Here is a 25,567-nt window from a genome sequence, read left to right on the forward strand (position 1 = left end):
CCGATCGTGCTCGTCAGTGACCGGCGCTCTGGCCGCCGTCGACATGCAGGATCTCGCCGGTGACGAAGCCCGCGCCTTCCAGGAACAGCACGGCGTCGACGATGTCCTTCATCTCGCCCATGCGGCCCACCGGATGCAGCTTGGCGAGGAAGTCGTGGGTCTCGGGGGCGTGCATCGGCGTCTTGATCACGCCGGGCGCCACCGCGTTCACGCGGATGCCCTTGGCGGCATATTCGATCGCAAGCGACTTGGTCGCCGCGCTCAGCCCGCCCTTGGTCAGCGAGGCCAGCACCGAGGGCACGTTGCTGTTGGCATGGTCGACGAGGCTCGTCGTGATCTGCACGATATGCCCCGACCCCTGCTTGACCATCTCCTTCGCCACGCGGCGGGTGATGTAGAAGAAGCCGTTGAGGTTGGTTGCGAGCACCGACGCGTAGTCCTGGTCGGTATGATCGGTGAACGGCTTGGCGACGAAGATGCCGGCGTTGTTGACCAGCGTGTCGACGCGGCCGAAGCGCGCCAGCGCCTGCTTGACGATGCGATCGGCTACCTCGGGATCGCCGATATCGCCCGGGACCGCCAGCACATCAGCATCGGTCGACGGCTTGATGCTGCGGGAATTGGCGACGACGCGATAGTTCCGGTCGCGATAGCCCTTGACGAGTGCCTCGCCGATCCCCTGCGACGCACCGGTGATGATGGCAACCTTCTGCTCTGCACCCATGATCTCTCTCCATCTGTTGCTGAAGCGGCATCAGCACCGCCTCGATGGAGAGCAACCTAGATACATCCGCATTTCGTGCGAATGCCCGCTATTCGGCAGACACTCTTCCGCGACGCGAACGACTGGCCTGGCTGGCCTCACGCGTCAGCCGCTCGAAATCGCGCTTCAGCCGCGGCGTCGCGAAATCGACGAAGGCGCGCACCTTCGGAACGTCGAAGCGACCCTGCGGCGCCAACAGATGCACCGGCAAGGCCGGATGCTCGTCCTTGGCAAGCAGGATCTGCAATCGCCCGTCGCGGATTTCCTCGGCAATGTGATACGAGAACAGCCGGGTGACGCCGTGCCCTTCGCTGGCCGAGGCGACCGCCGCCCGCACCGTGTTGACGACCAGGCGCGGCGCGAACTGGACCGCGCGCGCGACCTTCGACTTCGCGGCCGGCGGAAAGCTCCAGGAGTCGAGCCCGAAATGGGTCATCGCGATGATCTGGTGTTTTGCGAGATCAGCCGGCTCGCTGATATCAGGGTGCTGCGCGAGATAGCCGGGCGACGCCGCGACTACGCGGCGCACCTCGCCGAGCTTGATCGCGACAAAATTGGAATCGGCGAGCTGCGCGATGCGCAGCGCGACGTCGATGCCCTCGTCGATCAGATTGACGGTGCGATCGAGCATCACGAGCCGCACCGTCACAGCCGGATATTCCGTCGAGCAGCGGCCGCAGCACGTCCTCGCCGACGACGACGGGTGCGGTGATGGTCAACGTGCCGCGCGGCACCGACCGCTCGCCGCCGGCCGAGATGTCGGCCTCCTCGAGCTCGCTGAGGATCCGCCGGCACGCCGCCGCGTAACGCTGGCCGGCGTCGCTCAGCTTCAGCGACCGCGTCGTGCGATGAAGCAGTTCGGCGCCGACATGATGTTCGAGGAACGCGATCGCCCGGCTGACCGCCGCCGGCGAGCGCCGCAGCTTCCGCCCCGCACCGGCAAGGCTGCCCTCGTCGACCGCCGCGACGAAGACCTTCATGGCGTCGATGCGGTCCATCGCTCTCCCCGGGTTCGCTGCAGCCGCTAGCCCTCTACGTCATACTGCTTGCTGAGGTGATCGCCGATCTGCACCAGCATCGCGACGCATTCGGGGTAGCCGGGCCGCGCCACCGTGGCCTCGTTGGCGCTGGCGCGGAATTCCCAGCTGTCGCCGTCGCGCAGCACGGAGATGTCGATGCCGTCGGGGCAGTCGGCATGGACTTTCAACTCGGCCCGCGCCATCGCGATGAGTTCGGCTTCGGTCTTGATCGGCTTGCTCATGTGACGACGTCCTCCCGGCTGGCGACATCAGCCATGGTTGCCGATTTGGCAGCCGAATGTCGAGAGGACGCCCCCGATCACGGGTTGTTGCAATTGACAAATTGCAGGTCCCCGGCGAACATTCGGCCGGGTCGATACCACCCGCCGCTTGCACCCCGCCCGGGGATGGTAAACGTATCAAGCCAGGTTTCAGGCTTCCTTTGCCCGCACGAACGGGTCAGCAACGCAAGCCCCTGACGCTTTCCGTTCGTCGATGCAAAGGTTGATCCCATGCGCGACTTTCGTGATGCCAAGGCCATGGCGCAGACGCTGCGCGAAGCGCTCGCCGCCAAATCGATCCCCCTCACCCACAGCGACAGCCTGGAGCTGATCGCCAGATTGTTCGGTCAGCGCGACTGGAACACGCTGGCGGCGCGGATACAGTCGGCCGGACCGCCGAGCACGCCGGCCCAGGCTGCGGACTTCACTACAGAATCACCGCCGATCGCCGCGCGGCAGGAGATCGCCGTGGATTCAGCCGCGCTCGACAATTATGCCGGGTTCTACCAGCTCAACGACCGCGCCGTGTTCACGGTGACACCCGACGAACATCATCTGGTGATGCAACTGACCGGACAGCGCTCGGTGCGGTTCTTTGCGGAGAGCGTGACCGAATTCTTCGCCAAGATTGTCGACGCTCAGGTCAGCTTCGTCGTCGGACCGGACGGACGGGCCACCTCGCTGATTCTGCATCAGAACGGCAGCGATATTGCGATGGCGCGTATCGACGCCGCGGCGGCACGGAAGATCGCCGACCAGACGGCGGAGCGCGTCAAGAACCAGTCGGCCAGTCCTGGAACCGAGGCTGCGCTGCACCGCCTGATCGATGGGATCGCCTCGGGGAATCCCAACTACAATGAGATGAGCCCGGCGCTGGCGGCGGCGACCCGCAAGCAGATGGCGTGGCTTCAGCCCCTCGCGGACCTCGGCACGATCCAGTCGATCCGCTTCCTCGGTGTCGGCGAGCAAGGCGAAGACGTCTATAGCGTCAGACAGGCGAACGGCGCCGCGCACTGGCGCATCGCGCTCGACGACAAGGGGATCGTTTCGACCGCGTGGGTGACTCCCGGTCCGTAACAGCCCGTTCCGCTACGGCGTCGCGCCGGCGCGGCGCTCGCCCTTGATGAGCGGGAGCGTGCTGACCGGCGCGGCCTTCGGCTTCTCCGGCAGCGATCCGGTCGTAACCGGATCGGGCAGCGGCGCGCGGGCGGTGGCGTCGGGGAAGCGGGTCTTCATCTCGCGGATGAAGCCGTCCAGCGTGTCGACGCTGGCGGCCATCCGCGCGATCTGGGCGAATTCGGCGCTCGAGGTGGCGACCGGCTTGCTGGCCGCGTCGAACGCCAGTCTGTCGGCGTCGCCGGACATCAGCGGCGCGTATTTTTCGCGGAACCGGGACAGCCCGATGGCATCCTCGGCGAGCGCGTAGCCGACCACGGCGCGGATGATGTCGGCCTTCTCGCTCGGGTTGAGCGGCGTGAAATCGCGCCAGCGGTCACCGTAATAGAGCTCGATCTGCTCGGACGCCTCGCGCCAGTGCCGCGACGCCCAATAGATGTCCGAACGCAGCCGGATCGCCTCGCGGCCGGTGATGTTCGAGATGATGTCGAGCGCGAGGTCGTGTCGGCCGACGTCGCTCTGCGCACGCGCCTCGAGCAGCAGCCGTTGCTGGCGCAGTTCGCCGGAGAGATCCGCGATCCGGGTCGAGCGCAGCGCGCCAATGGCGCGGTCGGGCTTGCGATTCATCAGATAGACCATCGCAAGCCGCGCGGCGACCTGGGCGCGCGCCGCGCCTTCGAGCCGCTTGTCGACCTGGTACTGCAGGAGGTCGGCGGCCTGGTCGAGCAGATCGACGCCGACGAGACGGTCGGCGAGACGGCGGATCATCTCGTCGCCGCGGCGGCCGATCGGCGTCAGCTCGCGATAATCGTAGAAGGTGCCGAGCGCATCGATCGGCGCCATCTCGTCGCCCTTCGGGCCGAGATAGAGCTGCACAAACAGCGCCGAGGCGGCATCCTGCGCCTGGCGCGCTTCCGGCGCGTTCGGCTGCAGCCGGGTCGCCGCACGGGTCACCGCGAAGGCATCGGCATAGCGCGCGGTCTCGGCATAGATCTTCGACAGCACGTACAGCGTCTTCAGCTCGATATTGTCGCCGCGCCACAGCATCGACAAGAGCTCGAGCTCCTTCAGCACATCGTCGCGGCCGATCTCGCCGCGCTTCTGCCGCAGCAGCGTCTCCAGCAGTCTGCCTTCGGCGGCGGCCTGACGGTCGGGCGAATTGGCGGCGAAGCGATAGGCGTCGAGCGCATCCTTCTCCTGGCCGAGCGCTTCGGCGAGCCGGCCGCGCAGCACCGCAACCGCGGGCTTGAGCGCGTCGGGAACGCCGACCACGTCGAGATCGCTCTTGCGCCGCGCGGCGCCGGCATAGTCCTTGACCTCGAGCGAGGCCTTCATCGAGTCGATCGTGACGATGCGCTGCAGATCGGGCGGCAGCGTCGCAACCGCGAATTCGGCGTTCTTGAACTTTTCGCGCGCCTCGGGCCATTTGCCCTCGCGGGCGAAAGCGAGCCCCTTCCACAATTGGGAATCGTAACCGTTGCCGATCACGGGATTGGCGAGGTCCTTGAGGCCCTGCGCCGGGTGCCCGATCAGGATGCTGGCAACCGCGTGCACCATCACCACGGACGCCGCCTCGCTGCCGCGCTTGCTCTCGGACAGCATCAGATTGGCGACACCATGGGCTTCCTGGTACATGCCGCGCGCCATGTAGAAATCGGCGAGATCGAGCCGCGCCTGCGGCAGCTGCTCGGCATTGGCCGTCGAAGCCGCCGCAATCAGGCCGTCGAGCTGCTTGAGGAAATTCTCCGACTGGTTCTTGCGCCACTCGTCCGGATCGAACAGCGGCTTCACCGCCGCGGTCGCGCGCTCGGCGGCGACGTCGGCCGACGACAGCGTCAGGCCGCCGGGCCGGCCCAGCATCACCTTGTCGGCACCGACCTCCGCCTTGACGTCGTCGGCGTTCGGATGAACCACGACGCCGTGAATCGATTCCAGCAACGAGAGGTCGACAAAGTCCTGCCGCTTGATGATGCCGCGGGTCGGCGGCGGCGCGGTCACGACCCAGAGCGTATCGCCCGCGTCGGGATCGATCAGTCTGTGGAGCTGGCCGGGATTGGCGAGCGGCACGCTGACATTGGCGAGCGAGGGCTCGCTGATATTGCGCACCACGCTGAGCGGCAGCGGCGGCTTCTGCACCCGGTCGGCGAAGGTCAGCGTCCAGCTCACGCCGCGCGAGCGATCGTCGCTCTCGAGTGACGGCATCTGCGGCCGGTTGAGGCGGAAGCGTACCGCCTGCCCCTTCTCCAGCGCGATCCGGCTGACGTCTGATATCAGCGAGCCGGCCTTGGCGCGGATCGGATCGACGTCGATCGTCTCAGGCGTGTCGAACACCATCCATACCGTGTCGGCGCGACGGAACAGTGCCGCCGGCGTCGCGCCGGGGAATGAGAACGTCACCCGCAACCCGTCGCTGTCGCGCAGGGCTTCGACCGCGGACGTGGCGCTGGCGCGGGCCTCTGCAGGCGGCGATGGCGCCGCTGGCTTCGGCGCCTCCATGGCCGGCACGGCCGCGACAGAAGGCGCAGGCTTTGGCGCGTCGCTCTGTGCCGTCGCAGCGCTGCCCTCGCGCGGCGCGGCCGGTGCAGCGGCTTTCTCGACGTCAGCCGCCGGCGCCGCGGCGATCTTCGGCAGCTCCGAATTGGGCAGCTCGGATCTCGGCTGTTCCGATTTGGCGGGCACGGGCGCCGGTTGTTCGATCGTGGCCTGTTCGGGCTTGACCGGCTCGGACTGCACCTGTTCGGACTTTACCGGCTCGGACTTTACCTGTTCCGACTTGGCCGGCTCCGCCTTGGGTTGCTCTGCCTTGAGTTGCTCGGACTTGGGTTGCTCGGACTTGATCTCAATCTTGGCTTGCTGCGCGATGCTCTCCGACGTCACCGGCGCGATCGCAGCCGCCCCCTTCAGCTTGCCGCGCGGCGTCGGCAACAACGAGCTCAGCGAGGGCTTCGCCGCCGGCTGCTGCTCGCTCTGCTGGAAGGCGACATCGACGATGTAGTTCTTCTCGTCGCGGAACGAATGCACGTCGACATCGCCAATCAGCGTCACGTCGACCGCCGAGGTATCCGTGTCGGCGCGCGAACTGATCGACGCGACGTTCGGGGGAGCGGCAACCTTGGCATCGGCCAGGTCGAAGCTCAGGACCGAGTTGAAGGACAGCGTCAGCTTCTGCTCGTTCAGCACCGAGGAGACGCTGACCCCGTCGGGAACCTCGAACACGAAACGGACGAAGGTGGGCTGCACCAGCGCGCGAACCCGGATCGGCGGCTTCTTCTTGGCGGCATCGGCGGCGCGCTGGATACGCAGCAGACGCTCGGCGGCACGGGCGCGCTCCGCCAGCTCGCGGATCACTTCCTGCGGCAGCGACGGCGGCGGGCCGGTCCAGCCGTCGGGCAGGAAGTCGACGAAGATGCGCTCGCCGGCGGTCATGGTGTTGATGGTGACGCGGCGCGCCAGCGACAGGCGGATCGCCGAACCGTCGGGATCGCGGCGCGCGGCGCCGACATAATCGGGCACCGCATCGGAGAGTTTCTCGACGGGGATATCGACTGGACGCTTGAAGCGGATCACGATGATCGAGCCGGCGGTCGTGACCTCCGACTCGACATCCTCCTTCAGCTTCAGCACCAGCCGGGCATAGCCGTTCGCGGCCGAGAATGTCGCCTCGCCCGGCACGGGCGGCGGGTCTTGGGCCCGCACCGTGGCTGGATATGTGATGGTTGCAAGGGCAAGGCCGGTGGCGAGCAGGCACAGACGCGCAGTCCGCGCCCAGGCGCGGCCTAGCGACCATGTTTCAGCGGCAGCCGTTCGCGCCATCTCGAAACGTCTTCTCGGACCTCAGCCATACCAGCGCGAAGCGCCCTCGCCCACGCGTCCCGATCTTGGATCGGGCGGCGTTAAGGAGCTGTTAACGTCAATTGATTGTTTCAGAGGACGCTGCGAGGGGACCAGGAAGGTGTCTTTGAAGCGGGTTTCGGAGGCGGCTTCGCCCCTGCGGTAATCTGTCAGTCGAACGTCTTTGCGGTATGGTTAAAGAACACTTGCCATCACATTGGAACGGCTCGCGGAAATGGGTGGTTCAAGCTGCCGCTCTATACGACAAGATTCGACATCCAGAATCATCTGAAAGCACTTGAGCAGCAAACCGCTTGTATCGCAGCGGTGCTGGATGAGGACGATCCATCTTTCGTCGCTACGGCTATCGCCGACGTCGCGAAGGCGCCTGGCTCGCGGGCGCAAACCCGCCGAAAGTTAGCCTCTGAGGCTAACGCGCTCCGTCAATTCGTCTTCGGCGTGAGCATCTTGCCTTCGATCTTGGGAAGATCGTCTGTTGATACCGACTTGTCGCCGCCGGCGCGGCGGGCGAGTTCGACCGTGAGCCGTTCGGCGGCCTCGGGCTGCATCAGGCCGAGGATGTCCGACATCTTGCGCGGCTGGATCTGCGAGGCGATCTGGTAGAGCACGGTCATTTCCAGCCGATCGAACACTTTTGCGGCGTCCTTCGGCTTCATGTTCTCGTACATGGTGACGATGCCCTTGAAGCGGGCGGCGTCGGCTTCTGCCTTGGCCGCCGCATCGGCATTCGTCTTGGCGTCATTGGCCTTGGCCTCCTCGACCTTGGCCTCGATGCGCTTCTCCGCGGCCTTCAGGAGGCTTTCGCGAATCTCGACCTCGCGGGCACGCGTCTCCAGCTCCTGGCGGCGCGACTGCAGCCGTTCCAGGATCGCGCGTTCGGAGGCCGACACCGGCGGCGGCGCATCCAGATTGACCACCACGCCGTCGGGCTTGGGCGCCTCCGCGGCCGGTGCGGCCGGTTTCGGTGCCTCGTCCTTCTTCGCGTCCTTGCCCTCGACCGATCCCGTGATGTCGCCGGGATCGGCCTTGAACTTGCTGTCGGCAACCGCCTTGGGAGCGCCGGGGAAGTTGAAGTTTTGCTGCGCCCAAGACGGGCCGGCCGGGCCGGCCGGCGGCGCGTCGTCGGCAAACACGTAACCGCCATCGAGCACGAGGCCCGCGACCTTCAGCACCATCAGGCCGAAGATCGCGACCAGCACCACGGGCATCACTCTGATGTCACGAAGCAACTTCATGCAGCGAGGCCGCCGGCCCTCCTGCGCTCGGTGAAGGCTTCAGCCGCCGCGGCAACCGCGCGCGCGGCCGAAACCCTGGGCGCCTGCGCCACCGGTGCGGCGGGCGCCGGTGCCGACGCATGCGCGGGCTCCGGCGGCCGCGCGGCCAGCGCGATCTTGGACAGGCGGCGCACCACATGGTCGCCTTCCGCCAGCTGGTTCTTCAGCTGCGCCGACATCTGCACCGCCGCGTCGAGCTGGTTGCCGAGGTTCTCGTTGACGTCGCGCACCGCGTGCTTCAATCCGCCGATCGCCCGCTCGGCGATCTCGGTCGCGGTGATCAATTCCGCGATCGTCGCCTTCAGCGAATGCTCGTCCGCCTTCAGCCGCTGCAGCCGCTTGTTGAGCAGCCAGCAATAGCCGATCGTCAGCATCAGCAGCACGGCTACCAGACTCTCGATTGCTAGTCCAAGCACATGACTCATGGTGCCTCCATCATCTTGGTCCGCTCATCAGCCTTCTCGAACATCGCGAAGGTGGTTTGGGGTTTACGCAAATTCTTGGTGACGCGGATCGCGACGCGGTCGCCGACGCGGCCCATGCGGCCCTCCGTCAAGGTGACATTGCCGCAACGGACCGAGACCAGCGCGTCGGAGCGGATGTCCAGCGGCAGCGTGTCGCCGACCTTGAGCTTCATCAGCTCCTTGAGCGGGATATCGGCCTCGTACAGCACCGCATCGACCGCAATCTCGGCCTGCGCCACCTCGGTGGCGAAATGGCCTTCCCAGATCGGGTCGCGGCCGAACTTTTCGCCCATGAACATCTGCAACAGCACGTTGCGGATCGGTTCGATGGTGGCATAGGGCAGCAGCAATTCGACATTGCCGCCGCGGTCTTCCATGTCGATGCGCAGGCGCACCAGGATCGCGGCGTTAGCCGGACGGCTGATCGCGGCGAAGCGCGGATTGGTCTCGAGCCGGTCGATCGTGAAGGTCACCGGCGACAGCGGCCGGAACGCCTGCTCGGCGTCCGACAGCACCACCTCGACCAGCCGCTTCACGAGGTTGGTCTCGATCGTGGTGTAGGGCCGGCCCTCGATCTTGAGCTGGGTCTGGCCGCGGCGGCCGCCGAGCAGCACGTCGATCATCGAATAGATCAGGTTGGAGTCGACCATGGCGAGGCCGAAATTCTCCCATTCCTCCGCCTTGAACACCGAGAGCACCGCCGGCAGCGGGATCGAGTTCATGTAGTCGCCGAAGCGCACCGAGGTGATGCGGTCGAGCGAGACTTCGACGTTGTCGGAGGTGAAATTGCGTAAGCTGGTCGTCATCAACCGCACCAGGCGGTCGAACACGATTTCGAGCATCGGCAGACGCTCGTAGGACACCATCGCGGAATCGATGATGGCGCGGATGCCGGAATGATCGTCGAGGCTGACGTCGCCGACGGTGAAGCCGAGGAGATTGTCGATCTCCTCCTGCGACAGCACCCGCTCGCCATTGGTGTTCTTGCCGCCGAAGTCGCGGCTGCCGTCCTCGACCATGGCGGCCCATTGCAGCGCCATGTTCTCGGTGAGCTCGTTCTTGGCAGCTTCCGCCGCGGCCGCCGCGGGATCCTCGGAATCGAGCGAGGCTTCCCATTGGGCCGCAATGGCGTCCTGGTCCATCTGGTCGTTGCCGGCCATGGCTTTACATCCGCCCCGTCACTGGATCACGACTTCCTTGAACAGCACCGCGTTCACCTGGTTGGGCGCCAGCGCGAGGTTGACGCGCTTGGTCAGCTCTTCCTTGAGACGGAACAGGCCGGCCGAGCCGTTGAGATCGCTCGGGCGCAGCTCGCGCATATAGGTCTGGAACAGGTCGGTGACGCGCGGCAGCGCCGGCTTGATCGCCTCGACCTGCTTCTCTTCCTTGATCTCGAGCACGAGCTTCAGCTTGAGATATTGCACCCGCTCGCCGGGCGCGCCGACCAGATTGACCAGCATGTCGGGCACGTCGACAAAGCTCGGCGGCTTCGGCGGCGGCGCTTCGGCGTGCTGCTCCTCGCCGTGACCGCGCATGAAGAAGAACCATCCGCCCGCCCCCGCGCCGAGCACGACGAGGAAGCCGACGACGGCAATGATCAGCTTGAGCTTGCCCTTCTTCGGAGCGGCCGCGCCCTCGCCGCTATCCGTCTTTTCCTCGTCCGCCATCGTCCGCTCGCTTCAACCTGAAGGATGCGAACGCGATTTGCCCCAGCTTTGGCTTGAAGACGCGATACAAAGGCCGCCGGCGCACACGCGCCCCAATGCCGGCAACACTGGGGTCATAATGGTTAACGGAAGATTAGGATTTACCTTCCACTAGGAAAAAACTGCCGGGCAAACATGGTCAACAAGACCTTTCTGCCGCCCGGCACGGCGGCCTGCGAAACACCTAACCCATTCAAATATCTGATTATTTTAAGTTGGCACGGGTTTCGCTGAGAGGACGACGTGACTGGCGGGTTTGGGAGAACCCAATGGTTACCGACGGTCCGGCGTGAAGGTTTGGGAGAACCATTCGCATCGGATCACCTCACAGGGGAGAACCACCGATGCAGAATACGCTTCTGGTCGGACTATCGAAGCAGATGGTGCTGGAACGGCAGATGGATGTCGTTTCCAACAACATCGCGAACATGAACACCAACGGCTACAAGGCCGACCGGTCGCTGTTCCAGGAATATCTGTCCTCGAACGCGCATGAGGACAATTTCGCGTCCTCCGACCGCCGCGTCTCCTTCGTGCAGGACCGCGCGACTTTCCACGACTTCTCGCAGGGCCCGACCGAAGAGACCAAGAACCCGCTCGACGTCGCGATCGACGGCAACGCCTTCCTGGTGGTGCAGACGCCGGGCGGCGAGCGCTACACCCGCGACGGCAACCTTCAGATCAACAATCGCGGCCAGCTCGTCACCGCCTCGGGCTACCAGGTGCTCGGCACCGCCGGCCCGATCACGTTCCAGCAGACCGATCACGACGTCAACATCGCTCCCGACGGCAACGTCAGCGTGCTCGAGGGCACGTCCCGGCTCGATTCGATCCGCGGCAAGCTGCGCCTGGTCTCGTTCGCGCAGGCCCAGCGCCTGCTGAAGGAAGGCTCCAACCTCTATGTGCCGGGCGAAGGCGCGACGCCGCAGCCGGACACCAAGGCGCAGATCCGCCAGGGCTTCATCGAGAAGTCGAACGTCAATTCCGTCGTCGAGATGAGCCGCATGATCGAGATCACGCGGACCTACACCCAAATCGCCTCGCTGCTCCAGCAGCAGAGCGACCTGCACAAATCGGCGATCGAGAAACTCGCCGACGTGCCGAACTGATCCGGGGGACTGACAGATGCGCGCACTTTATACCGCGGCGACCGGAATGGCGGCACAGGAACTCAGCGTTCAGGTGATCTCCAACAACATCGCGAACCTGCGTACCACCGGCTACAAGAAGCAGCGCGCCGCGTTCCAGGACCTGATCTACGACCATGTGCGCCGGGTCGGCGCGCAGGCCTCCGACCAGAACACCATCATGCCGATGGGCATCGACCTCGGCGGCGGCGTCAAGACCGTCGGCACGCCGCGGATGATGACCCAGGGCACGCTGTCGCCGACCGGCAACGATCTCGACATCGCGATCCGCGGCGAAGGCTTCTTCAAGATCCTGATGCCGGACGGCACCTTCACCTACACCCGCGACGGCTCGTTCCAGATGGACAACCAGGGCCGCATCGTCAACGCGCAGGGCAATTTGCTGCAGCCGACGATCACGATCCCGCAGAACGCCTCCGGCCTCACCATCAATGCGCAGGGCCAGGTCTCGGTGACGCTGCCGGGCCAGACCGCATCGACCAACATCGGCCAGGTCGGCCTGACCCGCTTCATCAACAAGGCCGGCCTGATGCCGATCGGCGACAATCTGTTCCAGGAGACGCCGGCCTCCGGCCAGCCGCAGGACGGCATCGCCAACACCGACGGCTATGGCGACATGCAGCAGAGCAACCTCGAACAGGCCAACGTCGAAGTGGTCTCGGAAATCTCCGACCTGATCGCCGCGCAGCGCGCCTATGAGATGAACTCGAAGGTGGTCTCCGCGGCCGACCAGATGATGCAGTCGACCTCCAATCTGTTCCGCTGAGGATGATGTCGATGATCGCCCGCTCACTCCTGATCGCAGCCGCGCTCCTCGCGGTGACCGCGCTACCAGCCGCCGCGCAAAGCCGCGGCGAGAGCATCGCGGTGCCGACGCTGCGCGCCAGCGTCGCGGTCGCGGACGACATCGTGCGGGTCGGCGACCTCATCGACAATGCCGGCAGCGCCGGTAGCACCGCGATCTACCGCGCGCCCGACCTCGGCACCACAGGCACGCTGCCGGTCGCGCAGGTGCTGAACGTGCTGCGCTCCCACCAGGTGATCGGCGTCGACACCCGCGAGCTGAAGGAGATCACCGTCACGCGGCTCGCGCGCACCATCGACAGCAAGGAGATCGAGCAGCAGCTGTCGCGCGCGCTGGAGGGCCGCCACGGGCTCGGCAGGGCCGGCAACATCGCGCTGACCTTCGACCGCGATCCCGGCGACCTCCGCCTCGAGGCAACCAGCACCGGCGCGATGCAGCCCGTCGCCGTGCGCTACGACCAACGCTCGACGCGTTTCGACGTTACCTTCGAGGTCAGCAACGAAGCCGGCACGGCTCCGTACAAGCTGCGCCTCACCGGCACCGCGATCGAGACCATCGACGCCGCCGTGCTGACGCGCAATGTCGAACGCGGCGACGTGCTGAAAGCCTCCGACGTGGTGGTCGAGCGCCGTCCGAAAGCCGAAATCGGCAACGACGCGGCGGTGCGCGACGGCGCCGTCGGCATGCAGATGCGCCGCCAGATCCGCGCCGGCCAGGCGCTGCGCACAGCCGACATGGCAAAACCCGATCTCGTCACCCGCGACCAGAACGTCACGCTGGTCTACCGCACCTCCGGTCTCTACCTCACGATCCGCGGCAAGGCGATGGATGGCGGCGCCGAGGGCGACGTCGTCAACGTGATGAATTTGCAGTCCAAGCGCGCCGTCTCCGGCGTCGTCACCGGCCGCGGCGAGGTTTCGATCTCGGTCGCGACCCCGCGCGCAGCGCCGGCCGCCGATGCCGCCTCTTCAGATTCCGCTCCCGTCAAGCTGAGTTCAGTCGCACCAAACGCCGAGTAAAGTTCATGTCCCAGTACCGCATCAACCGCCTCATCCTGACCGGTGCGCTGCTCGCACTCGGAATGATCGCCAGCGGTTGCTCGTCGATCGACCGTCTCTCCCAGATCGGTGAAAAGCCGAAGCTGACGGAGATCGAGAACCCGACGGCGCAGCCCGGCTACAAGCCGGTGCAGATGCCGATGCCGAAGCCCGAGGTCGCCTCCTACAGCCCGAACTCGCTGTGGCGCAGCGGCTCGCGCGCCTTCTTCAAGGACCAGCGCGCCGCGCGCGTCGGCGACATCCTGACGGTCACGGTGAACTTCACCGACAAGGCCGCGATCGCCAACGAAACCCAGCGCAGCCGCAGCAACTCCGAAGACTCCGGCGTGACCAACTTCCTGGGCTCGCAGACCATCACGCAAGCGAACAAGATTCTGCCCGGCAAGATCCTGACCGCCGAATCCACGGCCTCGAGCGACGGCAAGGGCTCGGTCAACCGCCAGGAAGCGCTGCAGACCAGCGTCGCCGCCGTCGTCACCCAGATTCTCCCGAACGGAAACCTTGTCGTCGAAGGCAAGCAGGAGATCCGCGTCAACTACGAAATCCGCGAGCTGATCGTGGCCGGCATCGTGCGCCCGGAAGACATCCAGAGCGACAACACCATCGACTCCTCGAAGATCGCCCAGGCCCGCATCGCCTATGGCGGCCGCGGCCAGATCACCGATGTGCAACAGCCGCGCTACGGCCAGCAGGTTCTCGACGTGCTCTTGCCCTTCTAACGGGCATGATCCCGAAAAGTGGAAACCGGTTTTCGGATAACGATCATGCCTAAGTAAGATTTTTACGAGCTCCCACATCTCGTCGCGAACCTAGGCGCGGCGCGGTGTACCAACACGGCCCTCGCTAGCTCCCCTGGCGAGGGCCGTGGCATTCTTGTGACCGGTCGAATGCACTCGCACAATCGTCCCACGACAGTCTAATACCGCTTCGCGCAAGTCGCGCGATCGCCTTCTGGGTTCGTTAACCGTTGGGCGAAGGTTAAGTAGCAGTCTCTCCACTTGCAACGTAGCTAGACGACAACGCAGGGTTTGCAGTTCGTGACGGTCATGCAAAGAGACGGTCAATATGCGGCGTGGTTTCGCACGCCGCGCGGCGAAGGCACCGGAATAGTCCAGCTCGCAAACGGCAGGATCACAGGCGGGGACGCCATGTTCACCTATGGCGGCTCCTATCAGCTCGATGAGGACCGTTTCACGGCGGTCCTGACGACGCACAGATATGCCGACGGCCCGTTCACCACCGTGTTCGGATGCGACGAGGTCGAGGCGCAGCTGACCGGTACCTTCAGCGGCAATCGCGCGGTGTGCTCGGGCACCGCCAGGCAGGCCCCCGGCGTATTGTTCGAAGCCACGCTGTTTCTGCAGCAACAGGAGCAGGCGCCCGCCCCCGGCCCAAAAACCACGGCAACGCGCGCGGATGTGACGAGGCTGCCGAAGCTCCCCGACCGCCGCACGGCCATCGTGACCCGGCGTTTCAGCTGATCCGTCCGCAATCCCGTTGGCATCTCCGCCCCTTCAGGCGTAGCATCGCGCATGCGCGAAGCGCAGCCCGATCGATGCAGCCGGAAGGAGGAACGCATGTATGCCGCCATCCGTCACGCCAAGGCGAAGACTGGTAGCGCCGAAGAACTCGCGCGCCGGATCAAGGAAGGCGCAATTCCGATCATCAGCGATGTCGAAGGCTTCATGGCCTATTACGTGGTCTATGCCGGCGACGACACGGTCACCGCGATCAGCGTCTTCAACAACCATGCCGGCGCCGAGGAAGCCAACCGCCGCGCACTGGCCTGGATCGATGACAATCTCGGCCCATTGCTGATCGGGCAAGTCACCGCAATTGCCGGTCCGGTGATCGTGCACACCAAGGCGTGATGAGCTCGTCATGCCCGGGCTTGTCCCGGGCATCTACGTCTTCGTCTCCTTGCGAAGAAGGACGTGGATGGCCGGGACAAGCCCGGCCATGACGGCGCGAAAAGCCCGGTTGATGCCAGATGCGATAGCTCTGGGGTTACAGGCGCCCGGACGAAAGCTCCCGATCCATGCGACAATCGCCGGGGTTCGCGGTATGGTGGCGCGAACGCCACATGAGCGGAACGAGCACGGACACGACCGCAATGGGCACCAGGCCGACCACGGTCATGAAGCTCGTCGCGCATGCTTCCTGCGGCGCCGTCGGCGCCTTTGTGTTCGGCCTGTGCCTCGCAAGCACGATCAAGCGCTTCGATGGCCTCTCCCTCGCCGTCACGATTCTATTCGCGGTCCCTGTCATCTCCGACTGGTTCTGGACGCGCCGCGAGGTTCGCCGGCTCGCCGCCGGCGATATGGCCAATCAGCAGGCAACTCAATTCCTCTGGTCTTATCTCTTCTTCGCCATGCTCTCGTCGGGTTTTGGCATCGCGGTGATGGCCGTGATCTTGCAGTCGGCAGACTTCACGCGGACATTCGGCGCAATCGTGTTCGGCGTGCTGACGTGCATCGGAATCTACCCGCTCGTCCGCGACGCGAAACGCCTTGCCGACACAGTGGAGCCGCGGACGATCGCTTGATCTCGGCAGGCCTTGATCTCAGCAGGCCTTGATCTTAGCAGGCCTTGCCGCCTCGCCTCGATCGCTAGGCGGACACGGCTTCCGGCATCGGCATTCCGCGCAAGGTCATGAGCGATCTGCCGAGCATCGCCTCGATCTTCATCGCCGCCAGCCACAGCAGCGCACCGCAGGTCAGGTCGATGACGTAATGGCCGCCGATCGGAAGCGTCGAGACGAGGACGAGGAGATTCTAGATCAGCGTGATGCCGAACAGCCACCGTGTGCCGATCGTTGCGAAAACCGTCATCAAGGCAAGACAGGTGTGGAACGACGGAAAGGTCACGACGCCCTGCAGATTGATATTGCTGACAACGGGACTGGAGTTCCCGTGCGCAGAACTCAGGTCCCCGGCGCGATCCGGGCTATTCGGGGTCGGGCCTGTCGCTCAGGACCACGAAAACCTTGCCGCCGAAGTCGTATCGCGCGACCGCGCGCATGCCGAGCCGCAGATGCGCCTTGAGCGAGCGCGGATTGTCTTCCCTGATGAACAGGATCGCCTCGCGGCCGGGAAAGGTTGCCTGAAGCCTGGCGTAGAGCGCGTCGAGGACGCCGAGGCCGCGCGCGTCCGGGGCGACGCACATGGGGCCATACACGTACGCACCGGGACTCCCTGGCCAGGCCTTCAGCATGGCCTGCACCGGCCGGGCCTCGCCGAATCCTTTCTCCGACGTCAGGAGCGCGCCGAGCAGCCTGCCCTCATCGCCGGTCGCGATGACGATCGATTGCCCGCATGCAATGCGCGTCTCAATCACCTCGCGCGGCCATTGCCCGAGCAGCATGCCGCCGCGGTCGCCGGCGTTGGCCGTCAGCAGCGCTGAGATCGCTTCCGCATCCGACGATGTGGCGAGCCTGGTCTCGATCATCAGGGACGGACCGGATCGGCAGGCCGCATGCCGGCGCAGCTCATGCCTTCTTCTTCGCGGTTGCGCGAGCGCCTGCGGCCGCCTTCTTCGCCGGCTTCTTCGCAGTTTTGCTGGATTTGGCCTGGTTGAGCTCGATCGCAGCGCGGATCAGGGCCTTCAGCGCGCGGTCGTTGATCTTGTCGCCCTCGAACAGGTCGATCGCGCGCCGCACATTGCCTTCGAAGCCCGTATTGAACAGCTTGTCGGGGTCGGGAAGTTGCGCGCCATACATGAAGGTGAGCTTCACCTTGCCCTTGTGGGCGTTGCCGACCGCGATGATGCCGTCGCGCGACCACACCGGGCTGCCCATCCACTTCCATTCCTCGATGATTTCGGAGTCGGCGGCGAGGATGCTCTTGCGCAGGCTGGCGAGCGTCTTGCCGCGCCAGTCGGTGAGATCCTCGATCATCTGGTCGATACGTTCCGATGCCGTCATTGCTGCCTCGTGGTCCCAGCCTGTCCCATGCAATCACACTTGTGATGCGGAGGTCGATCCCCCCTGCATCCGCCGCGGCGCCAGATAGGGCAACGCGAACAGATAGAGGCCGCTCAGCAGCATGAAGATCAGCGGGAACAGCGCCAGCAGGCCGATCCAGACGGCTTGCTGCTGCAGAACCATCGCGACGATGTTGATGATGACGGCAACCGTAAAGGCGATCGAAAGCCAGCGGTGAAATTGCCTGATCCAGTTGTTCCAGTTCATGTGACCTCCTGTTGGGTTGTGTGTCTGATTAGGCCGTCATTGCGAGGAGCGAAGCGACGAAGCAATCCATCTATCCGTGCATGCGGCACGATGGATTGCTTCGCGGAGCCTGTCATCGGGCGGCGCTACGCGCCGACCCGTTGGCTCGCAATGACGGGGATGGAGCGGCAGCAATTCTCACTCCGGCCGCACCAGCAGCTGATCGAGATTCTCCAGGAACTGCTTCCACCCGGCATGGGCGCCGCCATAGGCCTGCTTCTGATGCGGCTGGAAGCCGGACTGCTCGACGCGCAGATGGGTACCCTTCGCTGTCGGCGTCAGCGTGAAGACCACCACGCTCTCGAGATTGTAGGCGGCATCCGCATGCGCGAAATTCCAAGTGTAGGACAGCGTCTTGTGCGGCTCCGCAGTGAGCACCTTGCAGTCCAGAACGCCGCCCCACTCGCCGCGCAGATTGAAGCTGTGCCCGACTTCGGGCTTGAAGTCGTTCTTCATCAGCCACTCCTCCATCAGATGCGGTTGCGTCAGCGCGCGCCAGAGCTTTTCCGGCGGATGGGGAAATTCGCGCTCCACGATGGCGGAGCGCGTTTCAGCGGTGGTCTTGCTCATTGGTCCATCCTTTTGAGAAGATCTTCGAGGTGGTCGAACCGGTTCTGCCAGAAGCCCGCCATCTGACTGGTCCAGTCGATCAGCGGCGCCAGCGCGCCGAGCTGTGCGCTGTAATGCGTCTGCCTTCCTTCATGCCGATCGCGCACCAGCCCGGCCTGCTTCAGCACGCCGAGATGTTTTGACACCGCCGGCTGCGAGATCTTTGCCCGCGCCGTCAGCGCACCGACGGTCTGCTCGCCCTCGCGGCACAGGCGCTCGAAGATCGCCCGGCGGGTCGGGTCTGCGAGGGTTCGAAACAGCACGTCGTGAGCGTCCGGCATCGGATCAATAGCCCGTTGGTTATGGATTAATGCATAACTGACGAGCTATGGATCGGTCAAGCGGGAAGTTGGGGAACTCTGACTGGTGACCATGCTGCAATACCTTCGGTATGCTTGGCGCGGAATTGGCCGCGCCGACATACTCATAACTGATTGGCTATCCATCAGCCGCTGATTTGCCCGTTCGGGCAACTCAGCAAAACCTTCAATCCCGCAATAAGAAAATATTCCGCCTGGCGTCTGACCCAACTCATCGCGAGCATGCGGATGTTGGCTCACAGACCGTTCAACATGCTTGGTGTCGTCCCTGCGAAAGCAGGGACCTATAACCACCGATCGACATTGTTGAACGAAGCTGGAACGACGAGTCCCTTCATGACATCCGCCGCGGAGTATGGGTCCCTGCTCCCGTGCGCAATTGCGCACCAGGCAGGGACGACGATTGTGGACGTGGCGGTCGCGAGCCTACGAATTCACGTCGTTGCGATGGCGCGGCGCATGACCTACACATATCGCGCGGATGCGGTCCTCGTTCACGGAGAACCTTGATGTGCCAGCTCTGCGAAATCACGCCTCCCAGCCGAACCTCCCGGCGTGTCTTCCTCGCTGGCGCGGCGTGCACCGCGGTCAGCCTCGCCCTTGCGCCGGCTGTGACGGCCAAAGAGACAAAACCGCCGCCGAAGCCGCAGAACGTGCTGCCGCCGGACGCCGCGCTCGACCGGCTGGTGAAGGGCAACCTGCGTTATGTCGAAGGCGTTTCGCGGCGGCATGATTTCAAGCACGAGCGCGAGGCGCTGTCCGGTGGACAGAACCCGTTCGCCGGCATCCTGAGTTGCGCGGACTCCCGCATCGCACCGGAATACGCTTTCGATACCGGCCGCGGCGATCTGTTCGTCTGCCGCGTCGCCGGCAATTTCGCCAGCGACGAAATGATCGCAAGCCTCGAATATGCGTCGTCGGTGCTCGGCGTGCCGCTATTCATGGTGCTCGGTCATGACAGCTGCGGGGCGGTCGACGCCGCGATCAAGTCGCTGAAGGACAACACCACCCTGCCCGGCCATCTGCCCTCGCTGGTCACCGCGATCGCGCCTGCGGTGAAGGCGACCGAGGGCAAGCCTGGCGACCGGCTCGCCAACGCCATCAGGCAAAACGTCATCGACAACGTCGCGAGGCTCAAGGCGGCGACGCCGATCCTCAGCGCCGCAGTCGATCAGGGCAAGCTCCGGATCGTCGGCGCGGTCTACCGGCTGACCGACGGCAAGGTCGAGCTTGTCACGGACGCCAAGCGACCGGCGACTTGAACCTCGGCGCGGCCCGCGACCACTGAAGCCAAGAACGACATCGCGTGAGCGACATGGAGAAGACGGATGTGGCGCCGGCGCCGATGGATTGCTGGAGTGCTGCTCCTGGTCGTGGCCTCGTTGCCGGCGCGCGCCGGCGTCGAGCCCTGCAACACGGCGCAGAAGCGGATTGAAATGACCGCGTTGCTGCGCCATGCCGCGGAGGACCGGCCGGTCAACATCACCTTCGCAACCCGGGCCGACGGCGTGAAGCTGCCCGCCGCCGTGATCGAGAAATATCCCGAGGAGATCACGATCATCCTGCAGCACGAATTCGATCGCCTCGTGGTGAGGGATGACGGCTTCGAGGTCGGCGTCTGGTTCAAGCGGAAATATGCAAGGCTCGCCGTGCCGTTCGACGCGATCAGGAGCCTGTGGGACGGCAAGGTTCTGATGTGCACGAACAATCAACTGTAGGAAACAGTGACCTTCAAGCTGGAGGAAGATGAAAAATCAGGTGACCGTCGCTTCCGTGCACACTCAGTGTCGTCCCTGCGAAAGCCGGGACCCATACCCGCGGCGGCTGTCGTGAACGGCGCTCGTCGTTCCGGCGACGCGCAACAATCAACGTTCGTGGTTATGGGTCCCGGCTTTCGCCGGGACGACATCCCCATGTGGAGGCAAGCTCGTCAGCACGACGTCACCTCACGTGAACGTCGCTTCCACCTTGCCGAGCCCATCGAGCTCCATCACGACCGTGTCGCCCGCCTTCAGCCACACCGTCTTGACCAGGCTGCCGGTCAGCACGATCTGGCCGGCATGCAGGCCACGGCCTTCGGCGGCGAGATGATTGGCGAGCCAGGCGAGCGCGTTGTGGGGATGGCCGAGCACATCGGCGCCGGTGCCGCGCCCCTCCTCCTTGCCGTTGACGAGCGCGCGTCCGGCGACCTTGCGCAGATCGGGCACGGTGTTGCGCGGCACGGCCTCGCCGAGCACGCAGCCGGCGGCGAAGAAGTCGTCGGCGATCAGCGTCGGCGCGCCGAGCGTCTCCCATTTGACGTAGCGGTCGTCGACGATTTCGATCGCCGGATGGTAGGCCTCGATCGCCTCCGCGACCCATTCGGCGGTGAACGGCCCTTCGCCGGGAGCGAGACTGCGCGCCAGCCGCACCGCGATCTCGCATTCGACGCCGACATGGACGAAGTCGGCTGCCGGCAGCCGCACGCCGCTGTCATGCACGACCTTCTCAAACACGCCACCGCCGCAGGGGTGCGGGATGTTGATATATTCCTGCATCACGGCGCTGGTGCAGCCGATCTTGTAGCCGACCAGGCTGCCGACCTGTGGCTGCAGCAGATCGTGCAGTGCGTACTGCACACGATAGCCCTCGGCCTCGTCGAGCGGCACAATGTCTTTGGCGAGCGCCTTGAGCGGCGCGCGGCTGCGGCGCGCGCTGGCAATCGCCTTTGCGGCCGCGAGGACCCGATCCATCTGCGCAGCCTCCCTGATGTTCTCGGCGGCGCGGTGGCGCCTCCGTCTGCTCGTGGCAATTCAGCACTCGCCGACGCGTCTGGCAAGCACGCCGGACGGGAGACGCCGTCAGGCCTTGACCAGGCCGAGCCTGATCAGGCTCTCGGCGGTCGCGACGATCATCTCCTCATTGCCGCGCGGGCGCCAGCCGAGCAGGTTCTGCGCCTTGGCGCTGGTCGAGCGGCGCACCTTGCCGAGCAGCGGCAGGGTGGCGCGGGCCAACGGGTTGCGCCGCGCGGCGAGCCGGATCATCCAGTCCGGCGCCTGGAACCGGGGCACGCGCCGCGCCTTGCTGCCGAGTTTCCTGCGCAGCAGCCGGGCCACCTGCAGGATCGATATGGTCTCGCCGGCGACCGCGAGGAACCGCTCGCCGCCGGCCTTGGGCGAGGTCATGGCGCGCAGATGCAGGTCGGCGACATCGCGCACGTCGACGAGGCCGAAATGGATCCGAGGCACCGCCGGCATCGCGCCGTCGAGCAGCGCCTTGATGATGCCGATCGATTCGGAGAAGTCGGCGCCGAGCGCGGGGCCGAACACCGCGGTCGGATTGACCACGGCAAGCTCGAGGCCGTTGCCTTCGCGCGCGACGAAATCCCAGGCGGCGCGCTCGGCGAGCGTCTTGGATTTCGGGTAGGCCTGCACATCGGGGCCATCCAGGTTCGACCAGGTGGTCTCATCGAACGGCTTGGCTTGCGACGGATGGCCATAGCCGATCGCCGCAAACGACGACGTCACGACGACGCGCTTGACGCCGGCGTCGCGCGCCGCGCGCAACACCCGCAGCGTGCCTTCGCGCGCCGGAACGATCAGCTCGTTCTCGTCCTCCGGCACATGCGCGCCGAGCGGCGATGCGACATGCAGCACGTAGTCGCATCCTGTGACCGCCTCACGCCAGCCGGCATCGCGCAGCAGGTCGGCGGTGGCAAAGCCGACCTGGTCGGCCGCGTGCGCGCCTCCCTCGCGCAGCATCGCGATCACGTCCTTGCTGCGGTCCGGATTTCGCAGCGTGGTTCGCACCGTATGCCCGTCGGCGAGCAGCTGCAGGATGGTATGCACGCCGATGAAACCCGATCCCCCCGTGACCAAAACCGTGCTCATGTCCCTAGCCTCTTCATGGTTCGGCAGATGGGGCACACATTGCACCGCCCACCCTGCACAGGCCGCATCTGGTCACTATCTGACGTTGGACAAGTAGAATGAAATTCGAGACCGGTATGGAAAACAATACCAGCGAACCATGTGACGGCGGTGAATGCGAGAGCTGCCCGACCGACCCCAATCTGCTGATCGAGTTCAAGCACGCGATCCGCGCGCTCGGCGGCAAATGGAAGCTCGAGATCCTGTTCACGCTGATGAACGGCGGCGTGCGGTTCGGCGCGCTGCGCCGCGCGCTGGTGCCGATCACCCAACATATGCTGACCGCGCAACTGCGCGAACTCGAGCGCGATGGGCTGGTGTCGCGCAAGGTGCTCGCCGAAAAGCCGTTGCGGGTCGAATACGAGCTGACGGATTCGGCCTGGAGCCTGACGCCGGCTTTCCGCGAATTGCTGGCGTGGTCGAAAATCCACGGACCGCGCCGTCATGCTGAGGCAAGCGAAACGACAGTCGGGGCGGCGATCGGCTGAATGACGTCGAGCTGCGACGGCATCGGGGCTCGGCCCCCTCTCCCGCTTGCGGGGGAGGGTTGGGGTGGGGGTTTCTCCACGAGTCGCATCGTGGTGAGAGCCCCCCACCCGGATCGCATCTAACGATGCGATCCGACCTCCCCCGCAAGCGGGAGAGGTGAAGGAAGGCAGTGGAGATATCGGTTCAACCCATGCCAAGCGCGCGCCGGATCGCGATCTCGACCGGCGAGTAATCGCCGTCGTCACGCTCGAGCCGGTACGGCTCGGCGGGACTGAGCGACGGTTGAGCCATGAAGCGCGGCCTCGTTCCACCGTGCTTCTGCGCGGCATGCACCAGGAAGGGATGGCACAGATAGACCGTGCCCGCCTCACCCGTCGCCAGCGCGAGCTCGCAGTCGGCGCCCATTTGCGAGAGGTTCATGCGCCCACGTCCGGCCTCGCCGGCCGGCGCGAGGTAACGCGCCATCGGGACATGCGAGCCGACCCTGATCCGGGTCGGCGCATCGTCGTCGCCGACATCGGAGAACAGGAACAGCATTAGCAGCGCCCGGCCGCGCGAGTTGACATTCACCCGCCATGCCGAGAAGTCGCTCCGCTCGCGTGGATCGCAATCGTCGCCGGGAAAGCCGGCATCGACATGCCAGCCGGCATCGCCGGGATCGTCCGGATGCGGGAACCGCACCGGGAAGGTCCCGATGTTGTGACGCGGAGACCAACGGCCGGGGCCTGCGATCTGGTCGAACGCCCGATACAGCAGCGGCGAGTTGATTGCCTGCCGGAATGGTTCCTCGCCATAGCCGGGCAGCCGCACCACCGGGCGCGTCCAGGTCGAGGGATCATGCTCGCTGCACGGCAGGTCGCGCCACATGATGGCACGTCCCGCATCGGCGAGTTCGCGGGGAAAAGCGTCGTCGATCCGGACAAAGCCCTGTTCGATGAATTGCTCGATTTGCGCGTCGCTGAGCGCACGCGTGTCGTCTCGATCGGTCATGATTGTCTCTCAAATCGTCGCCAGCCGTCGATGCTCCGCGAGGCGCGGAGTTTGGCCGGCTCATTCGGTTCACTGGAATCCCGCGAGCCCGAGCTCGCGGGGACGATCAGCGCTTCCGCGTGGAAGCGTGTTTCCTTGCGGAAACGAGATCAGCCCAGGAAGAAGACCGATGCGACGTTGAGAGTAGGTGTCATCATGGCGGCGCGAACCTACGACCGGTGCGCGCCGGAATCAATCTGTAGCGGTCCACCGCCACTATTCGTCGCGATAGACCTTCTCACGCTTCTCGTGGCGTTCCTGCGCCTCCACCGACAGCGTCGCGATCGGGCGGGCTTCGAGCCGCTTCAGCGAGATCGGATCACCGGTCTCTTCGCAATAGCCGTAGGTGTTGTCTTCGATGCGCTGGAGCGCCGCGTCGATCTTGGAGATCAGCTTGCGCTGACGATCGCGGGCACGAAGTTCGATCGCGCGGTCGGTTTCCGAGGAAGCTCGGTCCGCGAGGTCGGGGTGATTGACGTTCTCTTCCTGCAACGTCTGCAGCGTGACCTTCGATTCGCGGAGGATCTCATCCTTCCAGGCCAGCAGCTTGGCGCGGAAATAGTCGCGCTGCCGCTCATTCATGAAAGGCTCTTTTTCAGTCGGCCGGTAGTTCTTCAGCTTTTCCAAAGGCAGCCATGTCCCTGTCAGGCGGAGGGAACAAGAGCCCTCCGCGCGGCGCCTTATATAGCCACGTCATGTGACAGACAATATCTGCCACCGCGAAAGGCGGCCTGCCCCCAAGGCCTTGCACAGGCAAACTTATCCGTGCTGCCCGGGGGCCGGCTTTTCCCTTCTCCTGGCCCGTCAGTAGCCGACCGTGAAGCGCTGGCGGATATGGGCCGGGCGCTCGATTTCGTCGGCGAGTGCAACTGCGAAGTCCTCGAACGAGATCGAGCTCGTCCCGTCGGCTGCGGTCAAAAGCTGGTCGGTCCCGAGCCGGAACTTGCCGGTCCGCTCGCCCGCCACAAACAGCGCCGAGGGCGACAAAAAGGTCCAGTTCAGGTCCCTTTCCTGGCGCAGCAGGTCGAGGAACTCAGCCCCCTTCGAGGCCTCGGCCTTGTACTGGGCCGGGAAGCTCGGCGTGGTCACCAGGCGGACGCCCGGGGCCACCTCGAGGCTGCCGGCGCCTCCGACCACGAGATAGCGGCCGATCCCGGATGCCTTGGCCGCCCCGATCAGCTTGGCCGGGTCGCTGACGGTGAAATGGACGGAACTGATCGCGGCATCGTGGCCGGCCCACAGCGCGGTCAGGGCGCCCTGGTCGTTCACATCCCCCTTCACGGCGGTGACACCAGGCAGGGTTGCGATCTTCTCCGGGTTGCGGGCGATGGCGGTGACGGCATGGCCGCGGCGGGCGAGTTCCGCGGTGAGGCGCGAGCCGGCTTGGCCGGACGCGCCGGCGATGGCGATCTTCATCAAAGTCTCCGATTGATAGTTTCCAATAGTGACTAGATAGCGAAATGGATGTAGGTGTGAAGAAGGCACTCTTGTCTCACCT

28 protein-coding genes and 1 pseudogene are annotated in these 25,567 nt (G+C 65.1%); 11 read left to right on the plus strand and 18 right to left on the minus strand.

What is annotated here, in order from left to right; genetic code table 11:
- Nucleotides 1–13 precede the first annotated feature (13 nt).
- The 3 genes and pseudogenes from ACVIGB_RS14435 to ACVIGB_RS14445 form a co-directional block, all read right to left on the minus strand.
- Complete coding sequence (locus ACVIGB_RS14435) at nt 14–724, minus strand: SDR family NAD(P)-dependent oxidoreductase (protein WP_420964952.1); 711 nt, start codon at nt 722–724, stop codon at nt 14–16.
- An 88-nt stretch (nt 725–812) separates the two neighbouring features.
- Nucleotides 813–1,761, minus strand: a pseudogene (locus ACVIGB_RS14440) (LysR family transcriptional regulator).
- 26 nt (nt 1,762–1,787) lie between these two features.
- The gene (locus tag ACVIGB_RS14445; RefSeq protein WP_092115402.1) at nt 1,788–2,024 is read right to left on the minus strand and encodes a hypothetical protein; all 237 of its coding nucleotides are present in this window, start codon (nt 2,022–2,024) and stop codon (nt 1,788–1,790) included.
- Nucleotides 2,025–2,294: 270 nt separating this feature from the next.
- Here ACVIGB_RS14445 and ACVIGB_RS14450 point away from each other — a divergent pair, with 270 nt between their 5' ends.
- Complete coding sequence (locus tag ACVIGB_RS14450; protein ID WP_456722207.1) at nt 2,295–3,140, plus strand: glyoxalase superfamily protein; 846 nt, start codon at nt 2,295–2,297, stop codon at nt 3,138–3,140.
- A 12-nt stretch (nt 3,141–3,152) separates the two neighbouring features.
- On the opposite strand, the gene ACVIGB_RS14455 is transcribed toward ACVIGB_RS14450, so the two are convergent.
- The 5 genes from ACVIGB_RS14455 to fliL form a co-directional block, all read right to left on the minus strand.
- Entirely contained in the window at nt 3,153–6,992 is a 3,840-nt protein-coding gene (locus ACVIGB_RS14455) for a tetratricopeptide repeat protein (RefSeq protein WP_456722206.1), read from the minus strand.
- A 461-nt stretch (nt 6,993–7,453) separates the two neighbouring features.
- Nucleotides 7,454–8,266: a MotE family protein gene (locus ACVIGB_RS14460; RefSeq protein ID WP_092115406.1), complete on the minus strand. Its 813-nt coding sequence runs from the start codon at nt 8,264–8,266 to the stop codon at nt 7,454–7,456.
- Nucleotides 8,263–8,730 (minus strand): DUF6468 domain-containing protein, encoded by a 468-nt coding sequence (locus ACVIGB_RS14465; protein WP_456722115.1) that lies wholly within the window; start codon nt 8,728–8,730, stop codon nt 8,263–8,265. Before ACVIGB_RS14465 ends, ACVIGB_RS14460 begins: the two co-directional genes overlap by 4 nt.
- Complete coding sequence (gene fliM, locus ACVIGB_RS14470) at nt 8,727–9,929, minus strand: flagellar motor switch protein FliM (protein ID WP_092115408.1); 1,203 nt, start codon at nt 9,927–9,929, stop codon at nt 8,727–8,729. Before fliM ends, ACVIGB_RS14465 begins: the two co-directional genes overlap by 4 nt.
- Nucleotides 9,930–9,947: 18 nt before the next feature.
- Nucleotides 9,948–10,436 (minus strand): flagellar basal body-associated protein FliL, encoded by a 489-nt coding sequence (gene fliL / locus ACVIGB_RS14475; protein ID WP_050403480.1) that lies wholly within the window; start codon nt 10,434–10,436, stop codon nt 9,948–9,950.
- Between the two features lie 383 nt (nt 10,437–10,819).
- Between fliL and flgF the strand changes: the two genes are divergently transcribed.
- The 7 genes from flgF to ACVIGB_RS14510 all read left to right on the plus strand — a co-directional run bounded on the left by flgF (nt 10,820) and on the right by ACVIGB_RS14510 (nt 16,031).
- Nucleotides 10,820–11,584 (plus strand): flagellar basal-body rod protein FlgF, encoded by a 765-nt coding sequence (gene flgF, locus ACVIGB_RS14480; RefSeq protein ID WP_456722114.1) that lies wholly within the window; start codon nt 10,820–10,822, stop codon nt 11,582–11,584.
- Nucleotides 11,585–11,600: 16 nt separating this feature from the next.
- Entirely contained in the window at nt 11,601–12,389 is a 789-nt protein-coding gene (gene flgG / locus ACVIGB_RS14485; RefSeq protein WP_092115411.1) for a flagellar basal-body rod protein FlgG, read from the plus strand.
- A 2-nt stretch (nt 12,390–12,391) separates the two neighbouring features.
- Nucleotides 12,392–13,447, plus strand: a complete 1,056-nt coding sequence (flgA, locus tag ACVIGB_RS14490) for a flagellar basal body P-ring formation chaperone FlgA (RefSeq protein ID WP_456722113.1) — start codon at nt 12,392–12,394, stop codon at nt 13,445–13,447.
- Between the two features lie 5 nt (nt 13,448–13,452).
- On the plus strand, nt 13,453–14,205 hold the full coding sequence (gene flgH / locus ACVIGB_RS14495) for a flagellar basal body L-ring protein FlgH (RefSeq protein ID WP_456722112.1): 753 nt from the start codon (nt 13,453–13,455) through the stop codon (nt 14,203–14,205).
- Between the two features lie 327 nt (nt 14,206–14,532).
- Nucleotides 14,533–14,967, plus strand: a complete 435-nt coding sequence (locus ACVIGB_RS14500; protein WP_456722111.1) for a hypothetical protein — start codon at nt 14,533–14,535, stop codon at nt 14,965–14,967.
- Nucleotides 14,968–15,063: 96 nt separating this feature from the next.
- Complete coding sequence (locus ACVIGB_RS14505) at nt 15,064–15,357, plus strand: antibiotic biosynthesis monooxygenase (protein ID WP_092125805.1); 294 nt, start codon at nt 15,064–15,066, stop codon at nt 15,355–15,357.
- A gap of 212 nt (nt 15,358–15,569) precedes the next feature.
- Nucleotides 15,570–16,031: a hypothetical protein gene (locus ACVIGB_RS14510; protein ID WP_456722110.1), complete on the plus strand. Its 462-nt coding sequence runs from the start codon at nt 15,570–15,572 to the stop codon at nt 16,029–16,031.
- Nucleotides 16,032–16,432: 401 nt separating this feature from the next.
- Here the strand turns inward: ACVIGB_RS14510 and ACVIGB_RS14515 are convergent, their stop codons facing one another.
- The 5 genes from ACVIGB_RS14515 to ACVIGB_RS14535 all read right to left on the minus strand — a co-directional run bounded on the left by ACVIGB_RS14515 (nt 16,433) and on the right by ACVIGB_RS14535 (nt 18,604).
- Entirely contained in the window at nt 16,433–16,933 is a 501-nt protein-coding gene (locus ACVIGB_RS14515) for an N-acetyltransferase family protein (protein ID WP_456722109.1), read from the minus strand.
- Between the two features lie 40 nt (nt 16,934–16,973).
- Nucleotides 16,974–17,408 (minus strand): DUF1801 domain-containing protein, encoded by a 435-nt coding sequence (locus tag ACVIGB_RS14520; RefSeq protein ID WP_092115416.1) that lies wholly within the window; start codon nt 17,406–17,408, stop codon nt 16,974–16,976.
- A gap of 33 nt (nt 17,409–17,441) precedes the next feature.
- A complete protein-coding gene (locus ACVIGB_RS14525) occupies nt 17,442–17,675 on the minus strand; it encodes a hypothetical protein (protein ID WP_092115417.1) in 234 nt (77 codons plus the stop codon).
- A gap of 177 nt (nt 17,676–17,852) precedes the next feature.
- Nucleotides 17,853–18,284, minus strand: coding sequence for an SRPBCC family protein (locus tag ACVIGB_RS14530; protein ID WP_456722108.1), 432 nt, complete (start codon nt 18,282–18,284; stop codon nt 17,853–17,855).
- Nucleotides 18,281–18,604 (minus strand): ArsR/SmtB family transcription factor, encoded by a 324-nt coding sequence (locus tag ACVIGB_RS14535; protein ID WP_050403489.1) that lies wholly within the window; start codon nt 18,602–18,604, stop codon nt 18,281–18,283. The genes ACVIGB_RS14530 and ACVIGB_RS14535 overlap by 4 nt, the downstream gene beginning before the upstream one ends.
- A gap of 548 nt (nt 18,605–19,152) precedes the next feature.
- On the opposite strand from ACVIGB_RS14535, the gene ACVIGB_RS14540 reads away from it, so the two are divergent.
- Nucleotides 19,153–19,905, plus strand: coding sequence for a carbonic anhydrase (locus ACVIGB_RS14540; protein ID WP_456722107.1), 753 nt, complete (start codon nt 19,153–19,155; stop codon nt 19,903–19,905).
- A gap of 96 nt (nt 19,906–20,001) precedes the next feature.
- Nucleotides 20,002–20,361, plus strand: a complete 360-nt coding sequence (locus ACVIGB_RS14545; protein ID WP_456722106.1) for a ClpXP protease specificity-enhancing factor SspB — start codon at nt 20,002–20,004, stop codon at nt 20,359–20,361.
- A gap of 228 nt (nt 20,362–20,589) precedes the next feature.
- Here the strand turns inward: ACVIGB_RS14545 and ACVIGB_RS14550 are convergent, their stop codons facing one another.
- Both ACVIGB_RS14550 and ACVIGB_RS14555 read right to left on the minus strand, forming a co-directional pair.
- A complete protein-coding gene (locus ACVIGB_RS14550) occupies nt 20,590–21,375 on the minus strand; it encodes a 2-keto-4-pentenoate hydratase (protein WP_092115423.1) in 786 nt (261 codons plus the stop codon).
- Between the two features lie 108 nt (nt 21,376–21,483).
- Complete coding sequence (locus ACVIGB_RS14555) at nt 21,484–22,512, minus strand: SDR family oxidoreductase (RefSeq protein ID WP_456722105.1); 1,029 nt, start codon at nt 22,510–22,512, stop codon at nt 21,484–21,486.
- Between the two features lie 98 nt (nt 22,513–22,610).
- Here ACVIGB_RS14555 and ACVIGB_RS14560 point away from each other — a divergent pair, with 98 nt between their 5' ends.
- Nucleotides 22,611–23,039 carry a winged helix-turn-helix transcriptional regulator gene (locus ACVIGB_RS14560; protein ID WP_456722104.1) on the plus strand — a complete coding sequence of 143 codons (429 nt, stop codon included), beginning with the start codon at nt 22,611–22,613 and terminating at the stop codon, nt 23,037–23,039.
- A gap of 184 nt (nt 23,040–23,223) precedes the next feature.
- On the opposite strand, the gene ACVIGB_RS14565 is transcribed toward ACVIGB_RS14560, so the two are convergent.
- From ACVIGB_RS14565 to ACVIGB_RS14575, 3 genes are all read right to left on the minus strand, one after another.
- Complete coding sequence (locus ACVIGB_RS14565) at nt 23,224–24,030, minus strand: phytanoyl-CoA dioxygenase (RefSeq protein WP_456722103.1); 807 nt, start codon at nt 24,028–24,030, stop codon at nt 23,224–23,226.
- Between the two features lie 255 nt (nt 24,031–24,285).
- On the minus strand, nt 24,286–24,651 hold the full coding sequence (gene dksA, locus ACVIGB_RS14570; protein ID WP_021077973.1) for an RNA polymerase-binding protein DksA: 366 nt from the start codon (nt 24,649–24,651) through the stop codon (nt 24,286–24,288).
- A 222-nt stretch (nt 24,652–24,873) separates the two neighbouring features.
- Entirely contained in the window at nt 24,874–25,485 is a 612-nt protein-coding gene (locus ACVIGB_RS14575; RefSeq protein WP_456722102.1) for an NAD(P)-dependent oxidoreductase, read from the minus strand.
- Nucleotides 25,486–25,567 lie beyond the last annotated feature (82 nt).

Source organism: Bradyrhizobium sp. USDA 4341, assembly GCF_054063755.1.

What these genes read in the sequence shown, in the direction of transcription:
- ACVIGB_RS14525 (WP_092115417.1), bottom strand. Translation starts at nt 17,675, where the DNA reads ATGAACTGGAACAACTGGATCAGGCAATTTCACCGCTGGCTTTCGATC.
- ACVIGB_RS14555 (WP_456722105.1), bottom strand. Translation starts at nt 22,512, where the DNA reads ATGAGCACGGTTTTGGTCACGGGGGGATCGGGTTTCATCGGCGTGCAT.
- ACVIGB_RS14560 (WP_456722104.1), top strand. Translation starts at nt 22,611, where the DNA reads ATGAAATTCGAGACCGGTATGGAAAACAATACCAGCGAACCATGTGAC.
- ACVIGB_RS14535 (WP_050403489.1), bottom strand. Translation starts at nt 18,604, where the DNA reads ATGCCGGACGCTCACGACGTGCTGTTTCGAACCCTCGCAGACCCGACC.
- ACVIGB_RS14450 (WP_456722207.1), top strand. Translation starts at nt 2,295, where the DNA reads ATGCGCGACTTTCGTGATGCCAAGGCCATGGCGCAGACGCTGCGCGAA.
- flgA (WP_456722113.1), top strand. Translation starts at nt 12,392, where the DNA reads ATGATGTCGATGATCGCCCGCTCACTCCTGATCGCAGCCGCGCTCCTC.
- ACVIGB_RS14445 (WP_092115402.1), bottom strand. Translation starts at nt 2,024, where the DNA reads ATGAGCAAGCCGATCAAGACCGAAGCCGAACTCATCGCGATGGCGCGG.
- ACVIGB_RS14515 (WP_456722109.1), bottom strand. Translation starts at nt 16,933, where the DNA reads ATGATCGAGACCAGGCTCGCCACATCGTCGGATGCGGAAGCGATCTCA.
- ACVIGB_RS14435 (WP_420964952.1), bottom strand. Translation starts at nt 724, where the DNA reads ATGGGTGCAGAGCAGAAGGTTGCCATCATCACCGGTGCGTCGCAGGGG.
- flgF (WP_456722114.1), top strand. Translation starts at nt 10,820, where the DNA reads ATGCAGAATACGCTTCTGGTCGGACTATCGAAGCAGATGGTGCTGGAA.
- ACVIGB_RS14520 (WP_092115416.1), bottom strand. Translation starts at nt 17,408, where the DNA reads ATGACGGCATCGGAACGTATCGACCAGATGATCGAGGATCTCACCGAC.
- ACVIGB_RS14540 (WP_456722107.1), top strand. Translation starts at nt 19,153, where the DNA reads ATGTGCCAGCTCTGCGAAATCACGCCTCCCAGCCGAACCTCCCGGCGT.
- dksA (WP_021077973.1), bottom strand. Translation starts at nt 24,651, where the DNA reads ATGAATGAGCGGCAGCGCGACTATTTCCGCGCCAAGCTGCTGGCCTGG.
- fliM (WP_092115408.1), bottom strand. Translation starts at nt 9,929, where the DNA reads ATGGCCGGCAACGACCAGATGGACCAGGACGCCATTGCGGCCCAATGG.
- ACVIGB_RS14550 (WP_092115423.1), bottom strand. Translation starts at nt 21,375, where the DNA reads ATGGATCGGGTCCTCGCGGCCGCAAAGGCGATTGCCAGCGCGCGCCGC.
- flgH (WP_456722112.1), top strand. Translation starts at nt 13,453, where the DNA reads ATGTCCCAGTACCGCATCAACCGCCTCATCCTGACCGGTGCGCTGCTC.
- ACVIGB_RS14460 (WP_092115406.1), bottom strand. Translation starts at nt 8,266, where the DNA reads ATGAAGTTGCTTCGTGACATCAGAGTGATGCCCGTGGTGCTGGTCGCG.
- ACVIGB_RS14530 (WP_456722108.1), bottom strand. Translation starts at nt 18,284, where the DNA reads ATGAGCAAGACCACCGCTGAAACGCGCTCCGCCATCGTGGAGCGCGAA.
- fliL (WP_050403480.1), bottom strand. Translation starts at nt 10,436, where the DNA reads ATGGCGGACGAGGAAAAGACGGATAGCGGCGAGGGCGCGGCCGCTCCG.
- ACVIGB_RS14565 (WP_456722103.1), bottom strand. Translation starts at nt 24,030, where the DNA reads ATGACCGATCGAGACGACACGCGTGCGCTCAGCGACGCGCAAATCGAG.
- ACVIGB_RS14500 (WP_456722111.1), top strand. Translation starts at nt 14,533, where the DNA reads ATGCAAAGAGACGGTCAATATGCGGCGTGGTTTCGCACGCCGCGCGGC.
- ACVIGB_RS14465 (WP_456722115.1), bottom strand. Translation starts at nt 8,730, where the DNA reads ATGAGTCATGTGCTTGGACTAGCAATCGAGAGTCTGGTAGCCGTGCTG.
- ACVIGB_RS14505 (WP_092125805.1), top strand. Translation starts at nt 15,064, where the DNA reads ATGTATGCCGCCATCCGTCACGCCAAGGCGAAGACTGGTAGCGCCGAA.
- ACVIGB_RS14575 (WP_456722102.1), bottom strand. Translation starts at nt 25,485, where the DNA reads ATGAAGATCGCCATCGCCGGCGCGTCCGGCCAAGCCGGCTCGCGCCTC.
- ACVIGB_RS14455 (WP_456722206.1), bottom strand. Translation starts at nt 6,992, where the DNA reads ATGGCGCGAACGGCTGCCGCTGAAACATGGTCGCTAGGCCGCGCCTGG.
- flgG (WP_092115411.1), top strand. Translation starts at nt 11,601, where the DNA reads ATGCGCGCACTTTATACCGCGGCGACCGGAATGGCGGCACAGGAACTC.
- ACVIGB_RS14510 (WP_456722110.1), top strand. Translation starts at nt 15,570, where the DNA reads ATGAGCGGAACGAGCACGGACACGACCGCAATGGGCACCAGGCCGACC.